The organism is Staphylococcus sp. GDY8P196P (assembly GCF_017891705.1).
GTDB lineage: Bacteria > Bacillota > Bacilli > Staphylococcales > Staphylococcaceae > Staphylococcus > Staphylococcus ureilyticus.
In genome coordinates this window covers 45,956-70,872 of sequence record NZ_JAESJS010000017.1, presented here as the reverse complement: position 1 = coordinate 70,872, position 24,917 = coordinate 45,956, and the positions used below count along the sequence as shown (strand labels likewise).

General features: G+C 27.3%; 15 protein-coding genes and 1 pseudogene. 2 read left to right on the top strand and 14 right to left on the bottom strand.

Annotation, left to right across the window (positions count from 1 at the left end):
* Positions 1-37 precede the first annotated feature (37 nt).
* The 12 genes and pseudogenes from KA814_RS09550 to KA814_RS09495 all read right to left on the bottom strand — a co-directional run bounded on the left by KA814_RS09550 (position 38) and on the right by KA814_RS09495 (position 19,704).
* A complete protein-coding gene (locus KA814_RS09550; protein ID WP_064209785.1) occupies positions 38-3,190 on the bottom strand; it encodes a DEAD/DEAH box helicase in 3,153 nt (1,050 codons plus the stop codon).
* A 250-nt stretch (positions 3,191-3,440) separates the two neighbouring features.
* Positions 3,441-4,679: a DNA (cytosine-5-)-methyltransferase gene (gene dcm / locus KA814_RS09545; RefSeq protein ID WP_064209786.1), complete on the bottom strand. Its 1,239-nt coding sequence runs from the start codon at positions 4,677-4,679 to the stop codon at positions 3,441-3,443.
* A gap of 103 nt (positions 4,680-4,782) precedes the next feature.
* Positions 4,783-6,252 carry a Sau3AI family type II restriction endonuclease gene (locus KA814_RS09540; RefSeq protein ID WP_064209787.1) on the bottom strand — a complete coding sequence of 490 codons (1,470 nt, stop codon included), beginning with the start codon at positions 6,250-6,252 and terminating at the stop codon, positions 4,783-4,785.
* Positions 6,253-6,310: 58 nt separating this feature from the next.
* The gene (mcrC, locus tag KA814_RS09535) at positions 6,311-7,345 is read right to left on the bottom strand and encodes a 5-methylcytosine-specific restriction endonuclease system specificity protein McrC (protein WP_064209788.1); all 1,035 of its coding nucleotides are present in this window, start codon (positions 7,343-7,345) and stop codon (positions 6,311-6,313) included.
* Complete coding sequence (locus tag KA814_RS09530) at positions 7,342-9,480, bottom strand: AAA family ATPase (protein WP_064209789.1); 2,139 nt, start codon at positions 9,478-9,480, stop codon at positions 7,342-7,344. Before KA814_RS09530 ends, mcrC begins: the two co-directional genes overlap by 4 nt.
* Positions 9,481-9,725: 245 nt before the next feature.
* Entirely contained in the window at positions 9,726-11,591 is a 1,866-nt protein-coding gene (locus tag KA814_RS09525; RefSeq protein ID WP_064209790.1) for a DEAD/DEAH box helicase, read from the bottom strand.
* Positions 11,584-12,789: a ParB N-terminal domain-containing protein gene (locus KA814_RS09520; RefSeq protein ID WP_064209791.1), complete on the bottom strand. Its 1,206-nt coding sequence runs from the start codon at positions 12,787-12,789 to the stop codon at positions 11,584-11,586. The genes KA814_RS09525 and KA814_RS09520 overlap by 8 nt, the downstream gene beginning before the upstream one ends.
* On the bottom strand, positions 12,790-15,894 hold the full coding sequence (locus KA814_RS09515) for a DNA-directed RNA polymerase subunit alpha C-terminal domain-containing protein (protein ID WP_064209792.1): 3,105 nt from the start codon (positions 15,892-15,894) through the stop codon (positions 12,790-12,792).
* Between the two features lie 199 nt (positions 15,895-16,093).
* Positions 16,094-16,372 carry a hypothetical protein gene (locus tag KA814_RS09510; protein ID WP_064209793.1) on the bottom strand — a complete coding sequence of 93 codons (279 nt, stop codon included), beginning with the start codon at positions 16,370-16,372 and terminating at the stop codon, positions 16,094-16,096.
* A 214-nt stretch (positions 16,373-16,586) separates the two neighbouring features.
* Entirely contained in the window at positions 16,587-16,898 is a 312-nt protein-coding gene (locus KA814_RS09505) for a hypothetical protein (RefSeq protein WP_064209794.1), read from the bottom strand.
* 109 nt (positions 16,899-17,007) lie between these two features.
* Positions 17,008-18,180 carry a DUF418 domain-containing protein gene (locus tag KA814_RS09500; protein WP_064209795.1) on the bottom strand — a complete coding sequence of 391 codons (1,173 nt, stop codon included), beginning with the start codon at positions 18,178-18,180 and terminating at the stop codon, positions 17,008-17,010.
* 144 nt (positions 18,181-18,324) lie between these two features.
* Positions 18,325-19,704, bottom strand: a pseudogene (locus tag KA814_RS09495) (aminotransferase-like domain-containing protein).
* A gap of 128 nt (positions 19,705-19,832) precedes the next feature.
* Between KA814_RS09495 and KA814_RS09490 the strand changes: the two are divergent.
* Together KA814_RS09490 and KA814_RS13640 are read left to right on the top strand one after the other, a co-directional pair.
* Positions 19,833-20,726, top strand: coding sequence for a DMT family transporter (locus tag KA814_RS09490; RefSeq protein WP_210122731.1), 894 nt, complete (start codon positions 19,833-19,835; stop codon positions 20,724-20,726).
* Positions 20,727-21,210: 484 nt separating this feature from the next.
* Positions 21,211-21,393 (top strand): hypothetical protein, encoded by a 183-nt coding sequence (locus KA814_RS13640; protein ID WP_245335669.1) that lies wholly within the window; start codon positions 21,211-21,213, stop codon positions 21,391-21,393.
* Positions 21,394-21,845: 452 nt separating this feature from the next.
* Here the strand turns inward: KA814_RS13640 and KA814_RS09480 are convergent, their stop codons facing one another.
* Together KA814_RS09480 and KA814_RS09475 are read right to left on the bottom strand one after the other, a co-directional pair.
* Positions 21,846-22,490, bottom strand: coding sequence for a hypothetical protein (locus tag KA814_RS09480; RefSeq protein ID WP_210122730.1), 645 nt, complete (start codon positions 22,488-22,490; stop codon positions 21,846-21,848).
* 391 nt (positions 22,491-22,881) lie between these two features.
* Positions 22,882-24,573, bottom strand: a complete 1,692-nt coding sequence (locus tag KA814_RS09475) for an AbiA family abortive infection protein (protein WP_348633952.1) — start codon at positions 24,571-24,573, stop codon at positions 22,882-22,884.
* Positions 24,574-24,917: the final 344 nt, after the last annotated feature.

The window sequence follows — 24,917 nt, the reverse complement described above, 5'->3', positions numbered from 1 at the left end:
TAAATATCACAAAATTTTACAGTTCTAAATTATGTTATTAATCAACGTTTTTTTCTTTAAATATAATTTCATAAAATGGCTTCGTCTGTATTCTTCGAAGGTCACCTATAACATAGAATTCTTTTTTAGCCCTTGTAACTGCTACATTTAATAAGTTTGGTTTCTCACACGACCAATTCACAGCACCATCTTGAGTGTTGTCTGTACCTACTACAAAGTATACTTTATGTGCTTCTTTTCCTTGGAAAGTATGAACTGTCCCTATAGATTTATTAACCCAACTATTGATCTTATCACGTTCAACATTAATTTTATTTGGTAATTGTGATTTCACTATACGCTTAATTTGTTGTTGTACTGCTGAAAATGGAGATATTACAAAAGAGCTCGGTTCTATCTGATTAGCTTTTAACGCTTCATTCCAATCATTAACGAGTAACTCAAATACTTTTTCACCGTGTTCCTTCACATATTGTTTTTGAACTGAAGTCCCACTTACATTATGCCATCCTATCTTCCCTATTTGTTTAATATCATTAGGTAGTACCATTTTATTATTATAGGCAATTTGATTAGCTACTGTGAACATAGGTTTTAAACAACGTCTATGTACCCAAAGCGGAATACCTATCCAAGTTTTTTGCCTTTCTCCTGTAGAGTCCTTTTTCCAGAATCCATAATAATTAGCATGGTCTGCAACAGATTGGACGGATGCTCCTTTTGATAGTAAGCGTTCTGAAATATTATAATTTTTACGGATGTTATCTATTAAATGGCTTTCTAATGTAACAACAGGCTCTATTTGAATAGGGTCACCTACTGCTATTACTTTTTTAGAACGATATAAAGCACCTACAGCTGCTTGAGGAACAGCTTGTCCCGCTTCGTCTATGAATAAATAATCGATAAAGTCTTTAGGTATACCTTTATACATAGATTTAAAGCTCGCAAATGTCGTACTTACAATTGGAAATATCAGATGTATCACATTCCATGCGTTATATACTAGTTCAGGCTTTGTATCTAACAATTTGCGTCTGTCTTTAAAATCTTTGATGGCATAATAAACTGATGTATTATTAGCAATTAATAATAGTTTATGTAATATCATTGCTCTTAAAAATAACATTGCTCGTCTATACTGCAACTCATCACTCGTCCATAAATTAGAAATTTGTCGCTCATCATAATTAGCGTTACTCCAAAAGTCTTTGCAAGGAATTGTAATATTTGATTCTTTACGAAATGCTTCGAATTCCTGCACTTTAAACTCAACATTTTCTAATTCATTTTGAATTTTTAATGACGTGTTTTTTAATAGTTCTTGTTTATTAGTATTGTTAGTAATATCATCTTGTTTAGCCTTTTTGACTTTCTCTAAGTTCAACTTCTGTGCTAATAGCTGTTGTCTTTCTAGATTATATTTCTGAAATTGTTCATCTTCTTCTGTGCTAAACATAGCTTTTAATTTATTGACTAAACCTTTGTTACTATCTTTTATTGACTGTATTAAGTCATTGATAACATCTAATTGTTTATCATAATGATTGATTTGCTTATCTAAATCAACTAATTTTTTTTTGTCTTTCTCTATTTCAATTTCTATTTTTTTTATATTATTTTTTACTGATTGTTCTTCAATTTTAAGTGAATTTTCTTTATTTATAGATTTTTCATAACCTTTATAAACTTCGAATGCTTTAATAGATTCCCTTTTCAATTTTTCTACATTTTTGAGTTCATCTGAAAATAATTGTTGCTGTGTTTTCCATTCTTTCTTTAATTCTTGAGTACTAAAATTATTATTCTCATTTTGTAGCAATTTAGCAAAACCAATCGTGTCTTTCTCTTGTTTTAGGAGATGATTTAGAACTTCATTAATATTTTTACTGTTACCCAATACACCCGAAAACATTCCCCATGCTTTTTCACCGATTAAACCTTCAGCTATTTCAGCAAAATCGTCCAACTCTTGCGCTAACACTGCATAGGCTCTTTCATATTCAGGAAATTTACTGTTTTCAGGTTTTCTAATAATCTCTTCTAATTTTGGTAAGTCTTTAGAAATATTTTCAACTGCTCCATTATTACTAGAAGCAACGACCATCTTATATTGTGAAATAGCATCTTTTAAAAGATATACATCCTTTTCATCAGTTTCATGTAGCTTTAATTTTTTAAATGCATTTTTAGGATTATCAAGCTTAGCTAATTCTTTTCCTCTTTCAACTACAAAATGTGCAAATACATCTTTTAATAACGTTGTCTTACCCGTACCAGGTGGGCCATTGACTGAACTAATTTTTTTATCACTACTCGTTATCTGATTTACAGCAACTTGTTGCATTAGGGATAGTCTAAATTCCGTCTTGGAAGGCCAACGTCCATCAGGTAGTTGTGACGGATGTAGAAATTGTTCGATAAGTTCTTTATTCTCGTCAACTTCTGTTCGTTGACCCTCCTCTAATCCTTCTATATAGTCTACTAATGTTTGGTTCGGACTTTTCTTTGCCATTTCAATATCACTTATAAAGAAACTATTGAATTCTGGTTGAGGTAACTCATTCTTTTTCACAAATTCTATAGCTACATAATGTGGAAACAAGCCATCTTTTTTTAAATTTAATACTGAAAAATACTTATCGTAGGCTTTATCCATTTTTTCCAATTTTTGTTCGTTAATAGGTTCATCTGCTAAAATTTCATTAACTTTCTGTAAAAATTTTTCAACTGAATCATTAAATTGTTCTTCAATATTTGCATTTCTATCTTTTTCGATTTCTTTTAATGCGCTCATAATCATTGGAATATGTATCGAATCGCTTTTAACTTTCCCATTTTCATCAATATTGAAAGTATATCCATAGCAATTTGCTAGATTAGGATTATGAATTTCTGAATGACTATCAAAAATATCTTGAATTTTCAGATTAATTTCATTATAACGAAAACAATGTCTATAAAACTTAAAAATTCTTTCACCTTTTACTTTCTTTTCATCTGAAATGATAAAACGATGGTCCTTCCATATATCAAAGTATTTATTAAAACTTTGAAGTTGCTTTTGCTTGCATTCATTTTTAAAATGATCAGCCAACAATGTATCTTCAGATGTATAACGCACTTTTCCAGGACTTAAAGATTCTATTAACAACCATGCTGACAATGTATCCTTTACCAAATCTCCCATCATAACCCACCTTGATTATTTAAAATTTTTGACTTAACACTATTTTAACAAACAAAATAATAAAATTAATGGATTTTCAAAAAATTTCGAAAATTGATTTTTACTAATATTATTGAAATTATCATAAATCACAAAATTTTTTAGTGATTATATAATAAGTAGCTTTATTATATCTACGTGACAGTTAATTAAAAAATTCAGTAGCGTATTAATCGCTACTGAATAGTATTAAAATCATTGTATTATTACTTTAAAACAGTTTTAACTGACTAAAAGAATCTCTAGTCATCTGTTCAATTTTTTCTATCTGATTACCTATTCTAGTTATAATAGGAACAACTAAGGCATTGCCCATACAAAAAAATCTCATTCTATCTGGCATTGTGTCTGTCCAATTATCAGGAAAACCGTTTAATCTTTCCGCTTCAATTGGTGTTAATGTACGATAAGTGTTATTAATATTCAAAAAGTGTGTGCTTCTATTTACTGAAGCTTCACTTGTTAACATTGTTCTAGCGGGTAAATCGAGCGCATCAGTATCTGACATTCCGCCTTCTGAAAAATAGTATTCATGACCTTCTTTGGTAGTACGCTTAATCTTCTTAGGTCCACGTAAATACTTGAATTTATCAATTTGATCAGAATTTAATGAATAACTTTCATCAACATCATCTTCTATAATATCGTTTAATGTTAATGACTTTTCATATTTCGGTATGGTATCAATAGTCAAAACTTTGCCATCTCTCATAATACCACTATTATAAAATTGAAATTTAAAATTATCCGAAACTTCAACAATATCATTTAAAAGTGTTGTTTCTGCTACTCTGTTTTTATTAGGCTCATTTTCAATAGGAAACGCTTGCGCAAACATTCCATTTTTATAAATGATATCTTCAAGATTTTCTTTACTCATCTCATTACTGTAATCTAAATCATACTTATACCCAAAAATAAATACTCTTCTTCGTCTTTGTGCATTGCCGTAATCAGCAGCATTTATTACTCTCCATTCAACCACATATCCTAACTCACTTAGAGTTGATAACATGACCGCAAAGTCTCTGCCTCTTTGATTTGATGGTGATTTAAGTAAGCGATCTACATTCTCTAACAATAAATATTTAGGATAAGTATTCTGAACAAATCGTATAATTTGCCAAAATAATACACCTTTCTTTCCTTGAATTCCAAGTTCACCGTTTAAGGTTCGAGCAACAGAATAGTCTTGACATGGAAAACCTCCAACAATCATATCAGCATTGGTTTCAGCCATCTCTTTATCTGATATTTCTCCTATATCTCTATTCACATGTTCTCCAGTGTCAAACCGCTTATTATAACAGTCAAAAGCATGTTGCACTTTACGTGAAGGCTCCCACTGATTTGCCCAAGTGACATCAAAAATTCTATTTTTTGTTTGTTCTAAACCTAAACGAAACCCGCCAACTCCAGCAAATAGCTCTACTACTTTAATATCATCCATTAGGCGACCTCCTAAAATTACTTATTAACCATTATACCACAAAAGCGAACGATCGTTCTACTTTATATCATAATTAAATATTTTAAATTATAACATACATTGGCTAAAGTAATTCTTCAACTTGCTTTTTAATATAATCATTATTAATCCAAAAACTCTGCTTAGTCATCCATTCATTTGAATAATCATCACTTTCTGGTTTATTAATCCATTTAGCTGGATGCGGTAATTTGTCTGCACATAGCCCATTTTTACGGTAATCTCTCTTTTGTTCATGTGGTCTTACATGACATATTAATTTATCAGACTTACTTATAAAATTATTATTAATTCTCCAACCATCTTTTGTCCCTTTATCCGGAACAGCTTCTAGAGTAACACCTGTTTTAATTTTATCTACTGTATCTAACCACATTTTTTTAATAGGTCCTTCAATATCTTCTTCTGGCATACTAAAGAACTTAATGCCTTTAAAAACATCCATTTCATTTTCAGTCTTTACTACGAAAAATAAGAATCTGCTTTCTAATAAAAAATTATGCCACTGTGCACTTGGTAATCCATCTTCATCAATCCATTGTTCATTAGCTAATTCTTCAAATTTAAAAGCTCCAAATGACATACTTTCTTTGTTACGATTATTTTCATCAAATTTAACAGTTTTCACAACTATTGAAGACTTTTCAAACTCTTCCACCTCGGGAAAAGGATTGTTTTTAGTTATTTTCCCTTTCAAATTTAAAATGGCAGATGCTAGTCTATAGTTTAAATTATACGCACCTTTTTTAATATTAAAATGTTCACACAATTCATCAATAGTCCAACCAATGTAAGGTTGAAACTTTTCTATTACGATATCTTCTATTGATTTTGCTTTTATTTCAAATTTGTCTTTAATGATAGAATCTATTTGCTCATCACCTAATACATACTTTCTCAGTAATGAAGTCATATAACCTGATTTAAATGAAAATGCTCGTTGTTTTGCTTTTATATCAGAAAAAGGCTGTGTCCTTACAGATTTTGAAGACGCACCTTTTGTACATGGTGACAAATAATTTGTTAAACCTTCACTTAATTCATGCGCCTTGCCATTTTGTATGTATTCATGTATTATTTCCCAATCTTGCTTAATAACCTCATAATCCACAGGATTATGCTTCATTTCATATAAAATTGCTTCTTTTATAAGCCATTCATCCTGTTTAAGTTCTTTATCATGTTCATAAAAAGCTAGTTCAATCGTGCCATTTTTATTTAAAAAACTACTTTCTTCAAAATTTTCTTTTACAACTTTGTCATAATTTATGATATTTAATACTAATCTTTCCTTTGAACTATATTGTCCATTTTTTAATTTTTTTATAGGTGTTGCTTTTAATTCAACCCCAGCTTCTTCCATATCTGGTCTACTATCACTATCTTTTTGTTTACCAAACCATGTCTCAAAAGCATCCCCTGCAGAACTTTTCGTCCCAGAAATTGGTATGCCATCATTGAGTTCCATTAGTGTTTTCCCAACTGCTTCCTTAGCTCTATTATGAACTTGTTGCTTTGTTTTATATTCAGTCATAATACCTACACCACCATACAATTATTTAATTCTATTTAAATTCTGCTACTTTTCTATATTAAATTCCGAAGAAATCAAACACTATTTGGTTTAATTGTTTTGAAATTTCCGCAAAATCACAATTAAGATTTAAAGTCGTGACCCTTATTTGATTACCACTCATTTGGAAAGTATTATCTGGAACTAATTTTTCATCTGTTTTTGCGTATAATAACATGCCTGAAACTTTTGATGAAAATTCTCTTAAATTCATATCTTGATTTTTGACATAAGTAAATATCTGATATAAATTACCAGAATGAATTTTATGTACATCATAATAATTTTGTAGTGTTTTAGCATAATATTTTGCATCGATAATTAAATAATCATTGTTATAAGAAAGTATAACATCACTTTTCATATTAGGTAACATTGATGTTATACCATCGTCCACCGACCATGGTATATTAGCGGCTGTAACCGATAGTTGTGGAAATTCTCTTTTAAAATATTCAAATATGAATTTTTCATATAAACGCGACATTCGTTGCTCATCTATAAAATCCATAAATTGTTTACTTCCATCACTGTTTGTTTGAATCAATCCTTCATTAATTAAATAGCAAACTGAGATTAGCATTTTATATAACTGATTATTACGGGTAAATCGTATATTCCAATTAATTTTTCTATTATCTAATAAATCTACTTGATCAAAAAATAATAAGATTTTTTTTATTTTCTTTTTTCTTTCTATTGAAATATCTGCTTTAAGTAAACGAGTCAGTGTTGTTTTGATTACCTGATTCATGTATGTGTTTACCATAAAATCATCATATGAACAATGTAGTTTTTTATTAATTATATCTAAATTTTTAATCGAATCAGTAACATCAATTTTTCCACGAATCATAGTTAATGCTTCTTTTTGTTCAATATATTCATGTTGTAAGCCTCTATTAATTTGACTTGATAAACCTTTAATTAGAATGGCTGCATACAAATCAGCTGCATTTTCAAAGTCTTCCGCTTCTAATTTTCGATAACCTTTTTTGTTCAGGACTGTAAATGCGTAAGATAGCATATAGTATATATTTTTAATTGCTATCATTTAATACTACTCCTTAACATTTCTGACCATATATCGACTTTAGCCTCTTCATCAAACCAATATTCTTTTATCAATGGGATAATTTCAAATTCTACAATATTAGTTAGAATAGAATCTGTTATTTCTTGTAGGTTACAAAAGTAGCTATGACCAATAACAAAGCCTTCACCAAGCATTTCATCATTTTTAATTTCTTTATTTAAATTTTGTACACATCTAATCAATTCATCAAATTTCGGACTCTGCAAATTTTCTTGATACTCTCTAAATCCAATTGTATTAAAACTAGTGTCCATATCATAAAAAGCAAAACGTCTTCGCAAAGCATAATCAAGAATAGCTAGACTACGGTCAGCTGTATTCATCATTCCAATAATATAAACATTTTTTGGTACAGAGAATTTTTCATCCGCATATAATAATTCTAATTCTATGCCACGCTTGTCATTCTCAATTAACATAAATAGTTCCCCAAATATTTTACTTAAATTCCCACGATTAATCTCATCAATAATAAAGAAGTATTCGTTTTCACTATCTTCTTCTGCTTGTTTACAAAAATTATAAAAAGTTCCTTTATGAAGCTTAAAGCCAGTTTCTGTTGGTCTAAACCCCATAATAAAATCTTCATATGAATAACTTTGATGGAACTGTATCATTTTAACGCGGCTTTTAGCTTTTTCTCCTATTATAGAATATGCTAAACGTTTTGCTGCAAATGTTTTTCCAACACCAGGAGGACCTTGCAAAATTACATTTTTTTTAATTTTTATTAACTGTACTAACCTATGGTAATTTTCCTCATTCATAAATACTTCTTTTAAAAATTGATTACTATTATATTTAGGGAAGCTAATATCTGAATTAATTACAGTATCAAACTTTTCAGTTTCAAATAACATATTTAGTTTTCGAACAGACTCACTATAAGGAGTAATTTTAGTTAATATTTTATTTGATGGTTTAATAGGTGTTATCCATTCACCTTTCTGTTTCCAATCGATTTGTCTTGAATTTGAAAATTCAAGATTGATATTATAATTATGTCGAGAAGAAACTATACCCCATCCAATTAATTTAGACTGACCTTTTTTAACATATACAATATCGCCTATTTTCATTTCATTAGTAAACTGCCATATAGCATTTGTACTATTGTTATAATTATTATTACTTCCCTTTATTTCTTGTAACTTTTGTTTTATTTGCTTTTTTTCAGTATATGTTGAGAAATCTCCTAATTCATTTAGCCCAATAGATAACAAACTATTATCATAGAAAAAACCCCAATATTTAGCATCAGGTCCTGGAGAAAATGTCCAATAATTTACTGTCTCAACATCTTTATCTGCATCCGTTGTCTCTATTTCTTCAGTTTTTTTCTTGTTCACCTGTTCAGAATAACACCAAGCTTCATAGCTAAAATCAATAAAGTCAGACATTGATGTTTTTGTACTTGAAAGATAAGTTTTTAAATTATAAATAATAGTTAAATATTCTTCTGCTGTTATCTTTTCATTCCTCATATCCATTAAATTAGTAATTTCAAATGGTACTTTTTCGGATTCAATTATATACCGTTTTGAACAAGAATCAAGATTTGCATATGTTTCTGGAGAAATCCAATACAATCCACTTGTCAATTTACTATTACCGATACCTCTTTTTGACATTACTAAATCAAAGTATTTAATAAACTGATTTTTATATTCAAATGTTTTTTCATTAGCATATGTCAATGCAACTGAAAATAATGTCCATAAATCATCTATATCATTTTCATTACGATAACCTTCAAAGTCATAATAAGTTGCTCCCATATTATTAATTGTTGGTATACTCTCAAAACTAGATGGCACTTTTGATTCAACATTAAATACTCTTGATACAGCATCTAAAATCTTTATTTTGTTAGATTCTTTCAGTGAACTTTTATTAAACAAACCAAATATGGTAAATGGATCAATATCTGTCAATTTATTATCTTTTTCTAGAGTCGGCAATTTTATTCCTGCTAACTCATATACTTTTCGAATTTTTATTATTAATTCATTACGCTTTTCACGAAAATCAAGCAATCTTTCAGCAAGTTCCTTATAAAAATCAACCCATGTTCTATCAATTGCTTTATTCATTTAGTATCCCCCGTTTATCTATTTTCGTGTCATCCTATTTTCAAATTACAAAATCATCTATATATTATTGCTTTTTAATGACCGTACACTTTATCAATTTTCTTATAATCACTAAATTTATAAACTGTTTTTTAGCTTGTTAAGGCAGAATATATCTTTTAATAAAATACACTTAACAAAAATTCGTTAAGTGTATTTAGACCATATTTTAATAAGTATCTTTAATATAATGTGCTTTTTCTTATCTAATGGAATACATTTTTGAAAAAGAAGTCTAAATCTTCATCATCTGTAGGTAATATTTCTAATTTATCATTATCAATTGCTTCTAACATAAGTTGTTCCTTTTCAGATAATCGTTCATAAACCTTTTCTCCTAATGAATAATCCCCTTGATCAAACTCATAATGTTGTTGAAGATAATAATATTGTGTATAATCGTTTTCTCTCAGACCTAAACGATGAATTCTATCTTTAGATTGTAATAAATGAACTAAATTAAAACTATATTCAAAATAAATAGCATCATGACACGTTTGGTGAAGCGATACAGATTCTGCAAGCGTATGAGGATTTGTTATCAATACCTCAATTTCTTTATTTTTAAAGTCGTTTATAATTTTATTTCTACTTTGCTGATCTACATCACCAGAAATAATTGCTGCATTAATACCCATTTTATCTAGGTACCTTTTAATTGTAGTCATACTTTTAATGAAAATACACCAAACTATCATTGTCTTACCTTCATTATTTATAGAATCTACTAATTTTAATAATGCTTTTACTTTACTGGAAATTTCAATTTGATTAGCTAATCTTTTAATCTCTTCACTATTATCTATGCTATCAACTAAATCAATGTTATTTTCGTAAAAGTCAAACATACTACTAAAATCTTTAAGGTCAGTAGTTTGCAATAGCATGTCTGGAACACTTTCCATTTGTGATATTTTTGCGAAAAGAGCAAGTTGGTTTTTGTTATAAGTACTAAATAATAATTTAAATAATTCTCTTTCTTCATCACTAGCCTTAACCTTTATAAATTTATCTTCGTTAACTTTTGGAACATTAAGTTGATGCTTTGTTGTACGGGTGAAAAAAGGTCTAATTCTATCATTAATCATTTCTATCTCTTCATCATTAGGTTTTTTCAGCATTGATAAGTCAAATTTGAAGAAGTGTTTGTAATCATACGGGTATAGTAAATTTAATAAATTATAAATATCTTGATATCCATTTGGTATAGGCGTTCCTGTTAATGTCACTACATATTTAGCGTTTTCTATAATATTTAATGCGAAATATGCTCTCTTTCCTTCTGGATTTTTAATTCTATGTACTTCATCAAAAACCACCATTGTATTCTCATCAATAATACTTTTAATTTCTTCCTGAATACTTTCTAAAGCTTCGTAATTTAAAAGTATTAAATTTTTTCCACCACTGTCATACTTTATTTTCTTACGTTTTTCATTAGAATCTGACATTTCTTTTATATTAAGGTAATTGAGTACTTCTCTTGTACCAAAGCAAGATTCAAATTCATCTATCCATGAACCAAATGAATTTAACGGACCAACCATAATAATTTTATTTACATTACGAACTTTTTTTAAATAAGCAAACATACCATAAACCGTTGAAGTCTTTCCAGACCCAGGAACAGAAAAATTACCTGCTTTTTGCATCATCGTCATATAAAATGCATCTAACATTTGTTTCTCTCTTAATTGACGCTCCATTGAACCATTGACAATTTCTTTGAATATTTCATACTCTTCTAGGTACCTTTTGTCCCTTTTTTTAATATCGTTGCCTATAGAATATTTTAAGTTTATATAAGTTTGTATATCTTCTATATATTCATTAATATTAGTAGAAATTTCTATTTCAATATTCTTTTGCTTACATATTTGTGAAATTGAACTTACAATAGTCTTTAAGTCCCCATAATATACCGTATCTTTGAATTCAATTTTATTATTCAAAATATTTTCAACATGCTTTTTAATCCTCATTTTGTACTTCGGAGTTTTAATAAATTGGGTAATTTCATCGGATTCACCTGCTAAAATTAGATGACTATTACTCATTTCAACCTTAATCATACTTACCAACCTCATTTTTGATGAGTTTAATTTCTTCTTCAAGTTGCCCTAATGATTCAGTAAACTCTTCTATTTTTTCATCGTTTAATGAGATTAATATCATTTTATCAATATTTTGAATTGCTTCAATTGCTTTTTCCAATTGTTTTTTAGGTGCACTTTTGGTCTCACTTTTTTTAATTCTCTCTTGATACTTATCATAGCTTTCACTTATTTCTTCAACTAATTCTATGTCCCCACGAATTTCCTCATTTAAAAATTTTAAGTCAACAACTTTATCTTCTTCTTCAATCTTTTCTTGGACTTTTTCAGCGTGATTCAATTGCTCCTCTAAAAATGGTTCAAATTGTCGTGTATTGATCAATTGCTTAATATTACGAATATATCTTGTCATATCTCCACCGGGTTTTACCATTATAAAGTTAAAAATTACATTTTTTAGGTCTTCTTTTTGTTCTTCATCTTTTACTTTATTTAGCACCATGTTAATCTCACTAAGTGGCCCATCTAAATCAAGTTCTCTCGCAATATAAAAATGTTTAGGCATGTTTATAAACTCCAAAAATTCTACCATTAACACTGCCCGACTAACTAATTTTTTAACTTCTGTCTCAGTTTGTTCTGTATTTCTAGCATATTCCTTTATAGTAATTAGTTCATTTTCAATAATGTCATTATATATGCCAACAAGTCTATCTATTGGATTATATCCTACTCTTTCTTCACGACCGTGTTGTAAATATAATTCTAAAAGTTTAATTTCTTTCTTACTTTCTTCGATATCTTTATCGATTAAAACTCCTTCAATATAATTGAATTTTTCATCATGATTTGCAAGCTCACGTATACAAGTGAATCTTCTATTGCCGTCAATTACACGACCATCATTAAGTATAATTATTGGTTCTTGTTGGCCAATAGCCTTAATATTATTCATCGTTTTCTTAAATGCATTTTCATCACTCTTCTTAATAAATTCAGCAATAATATCATTGTAAGATTCAGTTTCAGAATTATCAATGGAGCTTACGTTATTATCAGCTTTATATTTACTAATCCACGTCGCAATTCTATCGTTTTGGTCATTATAATATAATTCACTTATTCTAATTTTATAAACTGGATGTATTTCTGTTAATCCATCAATAGTAAGTTTTTTAGTTTCTTCTGTTTTGTTAATATTTGCTTTATTTATCATTTATAAAAACTCCTCATAATAATAATCTATGTCAAAATATATTTTTTCCATTATCTCATCGTAGTACATACCTAATTTTTTTGTTGCTTCTATAATTTTGTATTTTTCAACATTTAATTCATATACTAACTTTATTTCAGATATCAAGTTATATACATCTATTATCTTTTTACTATTAATTAAATAGAATAAAAAAGTATTCAAACTAACTGGTTCATTGAATTTAAATAAATAATTATTACTTATTCTCTGGCTGTATAGATTGTTGGCGCCTCTTAACAATGAACTAAAAAATATATCATTGAATCCAAATTCATCAATTCTTTGTTTATCTACAACTTCTAGGATATTTGTTAAAGACCAAAATCGATTATCTTTTAATAATAAAATTGTTTCTTTCCGAAATTGATTAAAAATCGCTTTGGACAATCCTATCTCGTTTAGTTTATTGATAGTAATGAATTTATTTTTATCAAACTCGACTATATCCATTGAATAAATTTTCTTATACATAAGATTAGTAAATGAACTTAATCCCAAAATTCTTGAATCTATTTTTTCTGTATCTATGATTTCATATTTATTAAATAACTCATTTTCAAATAGTTCGGTTGTATTTTTATAATTATCAGTAATATAATAATTAGCGTATTTTTTAAAACCTAATTGATTTAAATACAGAGTCACCGTGCTTGTCTCCATGTTAATTATTTTTTGTATATCTTCAAGAAATACTAAATTCTTATCGTCTACAACTTCTATTAATTTATCTAATATAGATTCATTAATCTCAATATCTTTAGCAACATATGTGTCGCCTATTTGATATTCTTTAATAGTATCAAAATAATTAGCCATAATAGATGCTTTATTTACTCCATATGTTTGACAATATAATTCTGCTAAATCGTCTTTTTTGATTGGTGAATTTTCAAACAACAAGTTCTTTACTTGTGCTTCTCTATCTCCATCTCCTATTACAAGATGCGGAGTGCGACTGAATTTTATATTTATACCATCCCATTGATTTTGTGTACGTTTCATAATATTATGTAACTCATACTTATTTAGTATATTATAATCTTCCATTAAACTTTTCTTTGCGTTAAAAATTATTTCCGTAGACAAGTCCATATCTCGCCATTCTAAGAGGCCTAACTCTTTATAAAACAATGCCCAATCGTATTCCTCATAATCATAGAATCTAAATTTTTTACCTGGCCTTTCTACGACAATATCTTGACCACTAATACGCGTTTCTAGATATCTATCATTTAACTCCAAATTCTCTTGATTACTTATATGCTCTTCTAAAAATAATGAATATAACTCTTCTATTTCTTGATATGAAGTAACTTCTTCACAAAAAGTTTGAATTAAATATCTAATTATGGAAGTTTTGTTTTTAGTAATTGCCACTTCATCTAAGACAACCATATCTTTTTGGCTTTTATCAAATACTTTTCTTTTTAACTCTTCATCTGCCATTTCATCATTTATAATAGCAGACCAATTTTCTTCGCCTTCTGAATACACAAGTACCAGATAATTATAAGCATCATCTTCGAAAAGATAGTTATATATCGATTGATTTAATTTGTAATTTTCAAACCAATAGGCATTTTTGATTTCTCTTACATTTCTTGGTAAGTTGTTTAATGACTGCTTTATTAATTGTCTTGCCCTTTCACGTGTTAGTCCTATTCTGTCCCCTATTTCTTGTAATGTATAATTTTTCAACCTATATTTTAATGCTTCATATTGTTTTTCTGATTTTAAACGCTTAGCGTAATATAAGACAGGCTTTTTTAAGGTTAATATTTTTTCATCTTCTAAAATAACTAGCCCCTCATCTATTAAGTTGTTGACATTATCAGAAAAATTTATTTTATTATTTACTTTTCCAAACTTTTCTTCTAAGTATTTGTAATTCATTTTATAAGAATGATTTTTTAAATAACTATATACAAGCTCATTTGCTTCCTCTTTGTTTAACACTAAACTTTCAATGTCTTTAATTATTTCAGCATTATGAGAAATAAAATAAGATAATTCTTTAAAACTATGATAATTAACATTTACATAATTTTTAATTATACTATCAACTTTACATGCCAAAGAATTCAAGGTATCAACTTCGATATTTAACCAAAAACTATAATAATGGTTCCTGAAAAAATTATAAGGTAACTCTTCTAGCACAATTTCATTTTTATAAGTTATTACCAATTTACTTAATAATAACTTTAAAATACGCTCAGTACTTTTTTCATTCATACCATTTAATTGTTCAATATTACTAGGTGTTATTTTAATTAAATTATCTATCTTATTGATTTCTAATTTTTTAATTTTTTTAATATCACTATCTTTTGCTTCATTACATGTAATCTCGATTGATTTTTTTAATTTTAAACCATTTCTAAAATAAAACTCTACATCTTTAAAAGGCAAAGTATTAATGATAGCCTCTTTAACTTGAAGTTGTGGATTTAAAAAAGGGATTTCAACCACGCCTTGATAATTCAGATTCAATTCATCTCTTATATCATTTATGATAGCTTTCAATCCAAGCACTTGATTTTCATTTACACCCCTGAATTTCTTAAGATCACTTTTTTTTAGTTCTAATAAAACTTCTATGGTTTGAACATTATTATTTTTTAATATTATATTGAACTCATTATCTAGCTTAAGCATTTCAATGCTTTCATTTTTAATTTTATAGTAATTTAATACTTTTAGCTCATATGATTTATTTATATAATTTTTTTGCTTTTTTAAATTTAATATTTCCTTTATTGACTTTTCTCCCAAATTTCTTATATTTCTTAATTCTCTTTCAGTTAGAGTTTTTATTTCTTCAATAGAATAATATCCTGCAGTAGCTAAAGCATTTTGAGAGCGAATAGATAATTTAGATGTATTAGTCACTAATGGTAATTTTAAAAAATCAGCTATTTCTTCTCTTGATTTTTCACCTATATTTGATAGATTAATCAAATCATCTCTAGTCAGCTTTTTTAATTCATCTATTCTTTTATACCCAGCTTTTTTTAATGCATTCTTTGATCTAACAGATAGATTAGTTTCGCTAATTAGCAAAGCCTCTTCCCCTCTCAATAAAAAGTTTTAATTTTCAAACAACTAAAAAGTTACAAAATCCCCATTTATTTACTTTGCATAATTTTAATATTTACATTTATAACATATATCATTAAATATACAACTATATTTCAATTTACACAACTGTGTTCAATATGTATTTAAGTTGTTCAAAAGTTACATGCTCTTAAATTATATTTTAAATAAAGAATTTTTGAAATAATTGACGAATTTGAAAATTTTCATATGACTGCATTTCACCTTTTAAACGGTTATTTTTTGCTAGTGAAATGCTTACTTTACCCGCGTTATTTTCAAGATTAATATGACGAATCCTATTTAATAAAGTTGAAATTTCTTTTCTAAATACTAAAATTACAATCAATAAAAGCAATGGTAAACTAAAATTTTTATACAAATACGCTGAATACTTTAACAATTGCTCTAAAATAAAAATGATAAAATTTAATATTTCCACAAATATACCTCTTTTATGTAAAGTTATATAATGTTAAAGAAGAATTAATAACTCCTTAAACAATCAAAAATATAAAAATGCCTAAAATAATGTCAATATAGTCTTTACCAAGATACTAAATTAAATAGCATCACTTATGATAACTCTCCCCTTGCTAGTTAATTTGCTAAAAAAGACTAACTGTCTATTATTTTCAGTTAGTCTTTTCTATAATTCATCCAATTTCATTAGGAGTATATTTATCAATCAAAGTATTTAGTGTTTCTGCTTCTTCAAACGCAATTCCTTCTAAATTAAGTGGTTGATTACGATAATTATAGGATGCCTTATTGATAACCGTTATTGAATCATCAGGGTTCAACTTTAATCTGATATCTGTTTCATTTAGTTGTTCATAGCTTGAAAAATTTATTTGATAATAACATTGATAGAGAGTATATGAAATTTGCTTTGCAGTAATCTTTTTGTCAGAACTAAGCATCCAAAGTGTTGCTAATAAATTATCTAATTTAGCTATAGGGATCACCTCTTTTATGTGAATAATGTGACACTAAAAAACTAGGGAATGTATTAAATTGGTGTATGACACTGATTAAAACAGTTTTCTTCTTAATTTAACACTTGTACTGTACAAATTAATGTTTTCCTGTTTTAAATTTCAAATATGTAAATACTCTTAATATATACTCAAGTGGTCCGTACTTGAAGTATTTTTGATACCAAAACGCAATAATCACTTGAATAAAATACAATGTTATAAATGTAATGAAACTAAATGATAATGTGTCTTTACCAAAATAGCCTAAACCAAAACTATAGAAAATGCTCACACCCATTACACTTTGTAATATATAAAACGTTAATGACATTTTCCCTAAACTTTCAAGTCCTCTAAAAATCAGATGATTATCAAACTTTTGATATAAATATTTAAATAATGCAACATATCCCATTGCAAGTAGAAATCCAAATATATAAGTTAAATTTTCTGCTAAACCTTTATCTTCTATCCATAAATATGATGATTTTAAGATAAGTGAAATTGGTATTAAATAAATAAATAATTTAGACGACCAAAAGTCTTTAGCATCTTTTTCAAACCATTTACTTTTTGAAAGATAAATGCCTATTCCAAAGAAGGTCGCTTCCATTATAAACACAGCTAAAATTATAAAAGCAATCGATTCTCCAAGCATACCTTTTAATTGTTTGAAAAGCGGATCCTTTAGTTCTCCAGCTGCATTATTTATTTCGTTGTAACTTCCGTTTTGGTAAATATCTTTCACTTTTTCAACATAATTTTCTTGTTTGTGTTTATTTTCTGGTATTTCACTTTTATCAAAGAAAGTCGATAACAACAAAGCACCAAATAATAAAACCGCTATAATTGTAACGTATTTAAAGAAACCTTTATTTAACGATATAAACGGTAATACAAGTAACATAGAAATCGCGTAACCACTTAATATATCGCCCTCCCAAATGAAAGCAGCATGTAAAATACCGATAGTTAATATAAATACTGCTCGTCTAAAAAGTTTAATTCTTGGTCGCTTAATATTTTTACTTTTCATAGATTGATATAACTTATCTAATGAAAAGCCAAATAGTAGTGCAAAAATAGGCATAAAGCTAGCTTCAATAAATATTTTTATAAAATGAAAGATACCTAAATTAAATGTATTTAAATCATAATATTCTATGTATGATTTAGCCGACAGTCCGTATTGAAAAATAAGTAAGTTTGCTAAAAAAATCCCTAATAAACTGAATCCTCTTAAAGAATCTGCTACCCTTATTCTCTCCATTCTCTCACCTCGAAGCAAATGATAACACATTAAATAATTGTATAATACTTAAGTTTCAAAGATGAACACTTTATATTTTTAGTTTTATTTGTGATACGCTTCTGCTTGTTACTGATATTGCTAAAAATCAAATGACCTTTAACTTTAGACGCAAGCGTATTGACATATCTTATCCAACGCATACTTAATGTTCTCTCTACTTTCAAATGCATATGAGAGGCGTATCGTGTTTTCTTCACTTCCATAAATAAAGCCGGGGTTTATCAATATCTTTTCTTTATCAATTAGTTCTGAAAAGAGCTTTTTAACATTTATATTTTCATTAAAGTTAACCCATATGAAAAAACCACCTTCAGGTATTTCTCATTGGGCAATTTCTGAAAATCTTTCATTTAAAATACTTAACATATAATCTCGTTTTTCTTTTAATACATTTCTAAGTTTAGCCACATGTTTATCGTAATCTCCACTCTTCAATAATTCATAAACTACCATTTGAGAAAGTATGCTCGAACCATAGTCAATTTGCATTCTTATATCAGCTAATTGTTCAATCACTTTTTCAGAGGCAATGGCCCAACCAATTCTAATAGCAGGCGCAATTGATTTCGAAAAACTACTTATATGGATAACATTATTATTTGTATCTATTGACTTAAGTGATTTTATCGGTTGTTTATCAAACCATATATCCCTATAAATATCATCTTCTATAATTGGCATATTATGAGCCCTACTATAATTAACCATATCTACTCTAATTTTTTCTGATATGGATTGTCCAGTTGGATTATTGAATGAAGGCTCTATGTATATGGCTTTTTCTTTAATACTGGGCAGCTTATTAATAATATTTTGAAAATCGTTCAGTCCATTATATGGAATCTTCACTTTTTTCATATTTAAGTAGTCAAATACATGTGTAGAATCTATATAAGATGGCGTATTTGAAAATATAACCGTATTCTGACTTAAAAATCCAGTAACTAGAAGTTGAATTGCATGTAATGCTCCAGAAGTTATTAATACATTATCTTTATTAATGTTTATACCTTCTTTATTTAAGCGTTCAGCTATTAGTTCTCTCAACTTTGTATAGCCATATCCATTATTATATCCAAATGATAACTCTCCAATATAATTTGAGACATTAGTCATTGCATTTTTTAACTCTAGATGTGGAATTAAGTCTCTACCTAGTTCTCCTTTGCTTATATGAATATAGTCAGTGTCTGTCTCTAATTTATTTATTAATTCTACTGTGTATTGACTTCTACTTCTAAATGACCACGTCATCATTTCTGACCATTTATTTAATATGAATTTTTCATCTAAATAGTCATTAACGTAAGTTCCGCTTCCCTGTTTTGTATAAATAAATCCCTCTGCTTCCAGTACTTCTATACTTTTCACAATAGTCACTCTATTTACTTCAAATTGATCAGCTAACTTTCTATGGGACGGCATTTTCATACCATAGTACCAGTCTCCGTCCATTATCTTGTTTCTTATGTATGTAGCAATAGCCTTATATTTAATAAATACTCACCCTTTTTATAATTGGTTGTGAAAATTATTCTATCACTGGTTGCACTCATTATAATGCAGAACTTCTAATATGAACATATGCGATTAGAAAGGAAGTATCAATAATGAGAAAATCAAATAATAGCATGTTAGTTTACTTCGCATTTGGCATCACTATTTTTCTTTGGTCATCCGCATTCCCAGTAATTAAAATAGCACTGATTGATTTTAAAGCAGAACATTTATCTACTTTAAGGTTACTCATTGCAGCGATAATATTATTAATTCTAGGGACTATAAAAAGAATACCTCTCCCTAATATAAAAGACATACCGTTTATTCTATTATTAGGGTTTTGTGGTTTTACAGTTTATCACACTGCATTAAGTATTGGAGAGTACTATGTAAGTGCTGGTGTAGCAAGTTTAATTGTTTCAACAACACCTATTTTTTCGGCATTACTTGCCACTTATTTTTTAAAAGAAAGATTTTCAAAATTAGCTTGGCTTGGTTCACTTGTTGCATTTTTAGGTGTGGCCTTAATCTCACTAGGTAACGGAGATAAACTTAATGTTTTTATAATAGGTATTGTATTAGTCCTATTAGCTTCATTTGGCGAAAGTGTTTATTTTGCATTTCAAAAAAAATATTTAGAGAAATATGGTTTTATTCCATTGACGATTTATACAATTATTGCAGGCGCATTATTTATGTTTATACTTTTACCAGGAAGTTTTAATGAATTACAGACGGCAAATATGACATCGATATTATCTGTCATTTATTTAGGTGCATTTCCAACGGTTATACCCTATATTGCCTTAGCCTATACAATACAAAAAGTAGGAGTAGCAGATGCGACAATTTCATTATATTTAACACCTGTCGTTTCTCTAATATTAGCTTATTTTATGTTAGGTGAAACACCCACTTTATTTGCTATTATTGGCGGTGTTATTACATTAATTGGCGTAACTATTACATCATCAAACGCTAAGGAAAGTGTAGATTTGAAATAGGAAATTAGATACTTATAAAATCAAAAATTTTATAAGTATAAGTTTCTACATGCCATTTTTAATAATTATGGAGATTGTACGTATGGAAAAAGATATAATTAATATAATTGAAAGACACAGAAAAGATATACAACTTGATAACAATCAGCTAACTATCAAATTGTAATGTACTCCAATCAACAAAAAGGGTAAAGAGTTATTTGAGGTTTTAAATTATGTAATACAAGAAAATTATATTTTAACTTTTGGAAGCAATGAATATGAATGCTACAAATGGCAAGCATATTACAGTGGAGAAAATATTATAGAAAAATATCTAAATAAGTATCTTGATAACGAAATTGAATTGTATGCTGTACCAATATCAAAAACAAATGTTGATATAAAAACCAATTCAGTTGATATAAAAAAAGCTAATCAAGTTAATATATTCGCTGAAAGTATAAATTCAATCAACGCAAAGAAATTTATTTATAATGAAGAATTGACAGATACAAGTAATACTGATTTATTAGTTGTTATCAATAACATAGAAAATCCACTTAATAATTATGAGGCGCCTAATTATAATGATATGTCTGTAGTTAAACAATTCGCTAAATCATCATCTAATATCGCAAGCTTTGCTGCAGATGTTATTACCATTCTAGGGTTATTTATAGAATAGTACATTTTGCAAATAAGAATTTTATGTAGCTAAAATTTTTATTATAGTTTGCCCAATATCATCAAAATATAGTTAAGATATTAACAATTGATGAACTATAAATAAAAAGTGACCCTCAAATAAGAATAGAGGGTCACCTATTTTTTGCATAAACCTAAAATAATTTCTATTAACAACGTGTAAAACCATTATACTTAAGTAGTAATGCAAAAGCACTTTTATATTCATCATAAATTTTATTATAATGTAGTTACAAGCGCTCCACCTATAACATATAATTAAGATTTTACTAAAGCGAAGCTAAACTATTTAAAATATTCATCGCTTTAATGTGACTTTTAATTCTTCAAGTTTTCAATCATCAGACTATAGCAGATTTAAATAGTTTATGTCATTTATATATAATAATAAAATTTTGAGATTACTCTTATGTTATCCATTCGTACATAAAATTATTTACCGTTTTTTAATTTCTTCCATTCTGAATTGTTGAACTGCTTTATTTTATGTAAAAACACAGCTATTTGTACACTATGCTCAGTATTTAATAAATTGTTTATCTGTTCTTGAATTTCTAAGGATTGACTTACATCCCACTTTTCAAAGCCACCATAACTCCTTAATATTTTATACATTTTCTCTACTGAAGAAATAATTTTATGTAATTCATTATTAATTTCTGTATTGAATTCATCATCTTCAAAAAGTAATGCATCTAATTTAAATTGTTGTAAAATAATTTGCATTCTGACCTCATCAAATTCCTTTGTTAACTTAAAAGGCTGTTCATACCAATCAGCAACTTTAGGATCTGCTAAATTTTTACGAGCATTTACAAAATTCTTTCCATCCTCACCAATTAAATTGACGATAGTCTTTGTAATATTGCTAATTTTATATACGTTAGTTAAAAGTTCCGCTGTAATTAAAGTAATATCATCGATTTTTTTCTTTCGTCCATTATTTGTTAAATCTGCTTTATTTTTTTTAATAACCACTATTAGAGTAATAATAGAAACTATTGAAGTGATTAAATTAAAATTGAAAGTTCCTGATTTATTAAAAAATAGATGATTTAAAATAAAAATGTTGCTCACTCCTTTCATACCATTAAGTATTACATATTATATGCATAATGAAACACAAAGAATAGATTTAAGTCTACATTATTTCTATAGATAATACAAAATTCATTTGAAATCATAAGTTAACTATTCGTTTCTTTTATTAATATTCACTTTATAAGACACATAATATATCAAAAGCAATACCATTGAAACTATAGGCTGCTCTTTTACTTTCACCAGAATTTTTTTGAAATTTCTTCATATCAAGCTTATATATCAACTAATTTATCAATCCTTTTCTGCAATTGAGCTTTATTTTTAAGACCTAAAGCTTTCTCAAAATCTTTCTTTGTATATGTTTTTTAATTATTACTTTGAAATTAGATTTACTCAAACTATTCACCTCTTCGATTTATTACGATTAATATCGAAAGCTATTAATTAATAAAGTTTCTGATTGCTTTATTAATTTAATTATTTGAGATTCTTTCAACATTTGATCTTCAATTATTTCAGCCGAAGAATGATTGATTGGATTATATTGGCGTAATCTATATAATTCACTCAAAAAATTATCAATATTTTGGTTTTTATAATATTTTGGATTTAGTGCTTCAAAATCCTTTTTGACGTTACTTACTTTATAATGTCTATGATAATCTGGTAACTTCCTTTTGGTATATGAAATACCTTTATAACACATTAGTAATGAAACTATTCTATCAAAATAAGTTTTATAATAAGCAAACGCTTCTAGTGTATCACCATTTTTTTCATGAAATTTATATAAAAAGTAAAGATACCATACTTTAAAGCTATTATCTGAAAATTCATTTTTTAAATTTAAGTTTAAAATATAGTTATATTCTTTATCTAGCTCTATTAAAAAATCTTGTTTACAATATCTATCAATGTAATCAATAATATCTGAATCTACATCTCTAACTTTGCTCATTAAGTCATTATGTTGAAAATTTCTCAACAATAAGTAATTGATACTTATTGCTACATCAAAGGAATTAAATTTATCCTTATTAAATAACTCATTTAATAAAAATCTAATTAACTCACCATTATTCGTCTTTAATATAATTCTTAAAAATATATTTATTTTGTAATTTATAAAATTGTAATCAGTTAAAATAAGTCGTTTTATTTTACATATAATTACTTCATCTTGAAATAACTCATCTTCATAATATGCTAAATATCTAAGTACTTCATCTGAAGAGTATGTAATACCTTCTTTAGTAAAATATTTATCTAATATTTTTTTAAAATTTTCATGGTTATGAGAATACGCTAAGTTATATAAATCATCTAAAAAATGACCTATATTATATTTATCATAGAAATAAGCAATGTCAATTTCTTCTTTATTAACGTAATGATTATACAATGCAGCATTCAATGTCTCATTTACTTCGTTAGATTTTCCTAGTTTTGTTTTATTTTCATTTAAATTTAGTTTAACTTTTCTATATGCATCAATTACTGCATTCTTAATCCCTGATGATACTAAATTTAATTCATTTTCCATAGAGTTAAAAAAGATATACAAATCATCTACATAACGAATAATTTGAAAACTTTCTATTTGAGATTCATTTTGTAATACTGTCTCTAATTCATAATCAACTTTATCCAAATATATATAGGTTGCTAAATAAGATAAACTTGCACTATTTTCTACAGTAGGAAATTTGTTCCCACCGATTTGCTGTAATAATCTTTTATAAATCAAACTACTACGAGTATCAAGTATTTCTTCTCGTTCGTTTATTAATTTAAATAATAAGTTCATGTCAATTGCATCAAAAAAATTACTAATATCAAATTTATAAAAATTATCATATACACTTGAAAGTGCGTTTATATCTGCAAAAAATTTATCATAACTATTCTTATAAGAAAAATGATTTTCATTTAAATCACCTGAATAATAACAACGAACATTTTTCGACTTACGAATGTATTCTTGATTGATATGATATCCCATTGCTTCTATGTAAAGATATACAAACGGAGAAACAAGTGACATATTTCTAAAAGACGCACTTGTCTTTTGAGAGTAATGAGATGGAAAATTAAAAGTGTTAAATTCCTTAAAAATAGCTCCATTTTTAATAAAATTTAAAAAAATTTTTCACTTGATATTATATTCTTACTATTTTCTGTTAACTTCGAAAATGGGTACCACTGTAAGTAACTTTCTAGTTTTGACTCATTTAAATTAAAGAATGATTTACAGACTTTTTCCCAATCATTGAAATTTATATTAATCATTATTTAAATCCTTCCAATTAAATTACAAATTTATAATTGTAATCTATCTTTATTTTTTGGCTTTTAATTTGAAAATAAGTTGTTCAAAATCTATTTTATATCTTTACTTGTGATACGCTTCAGCGTATCGTTTTATACTAGGGTTTTTATAATAATAATGGTCCTTACATT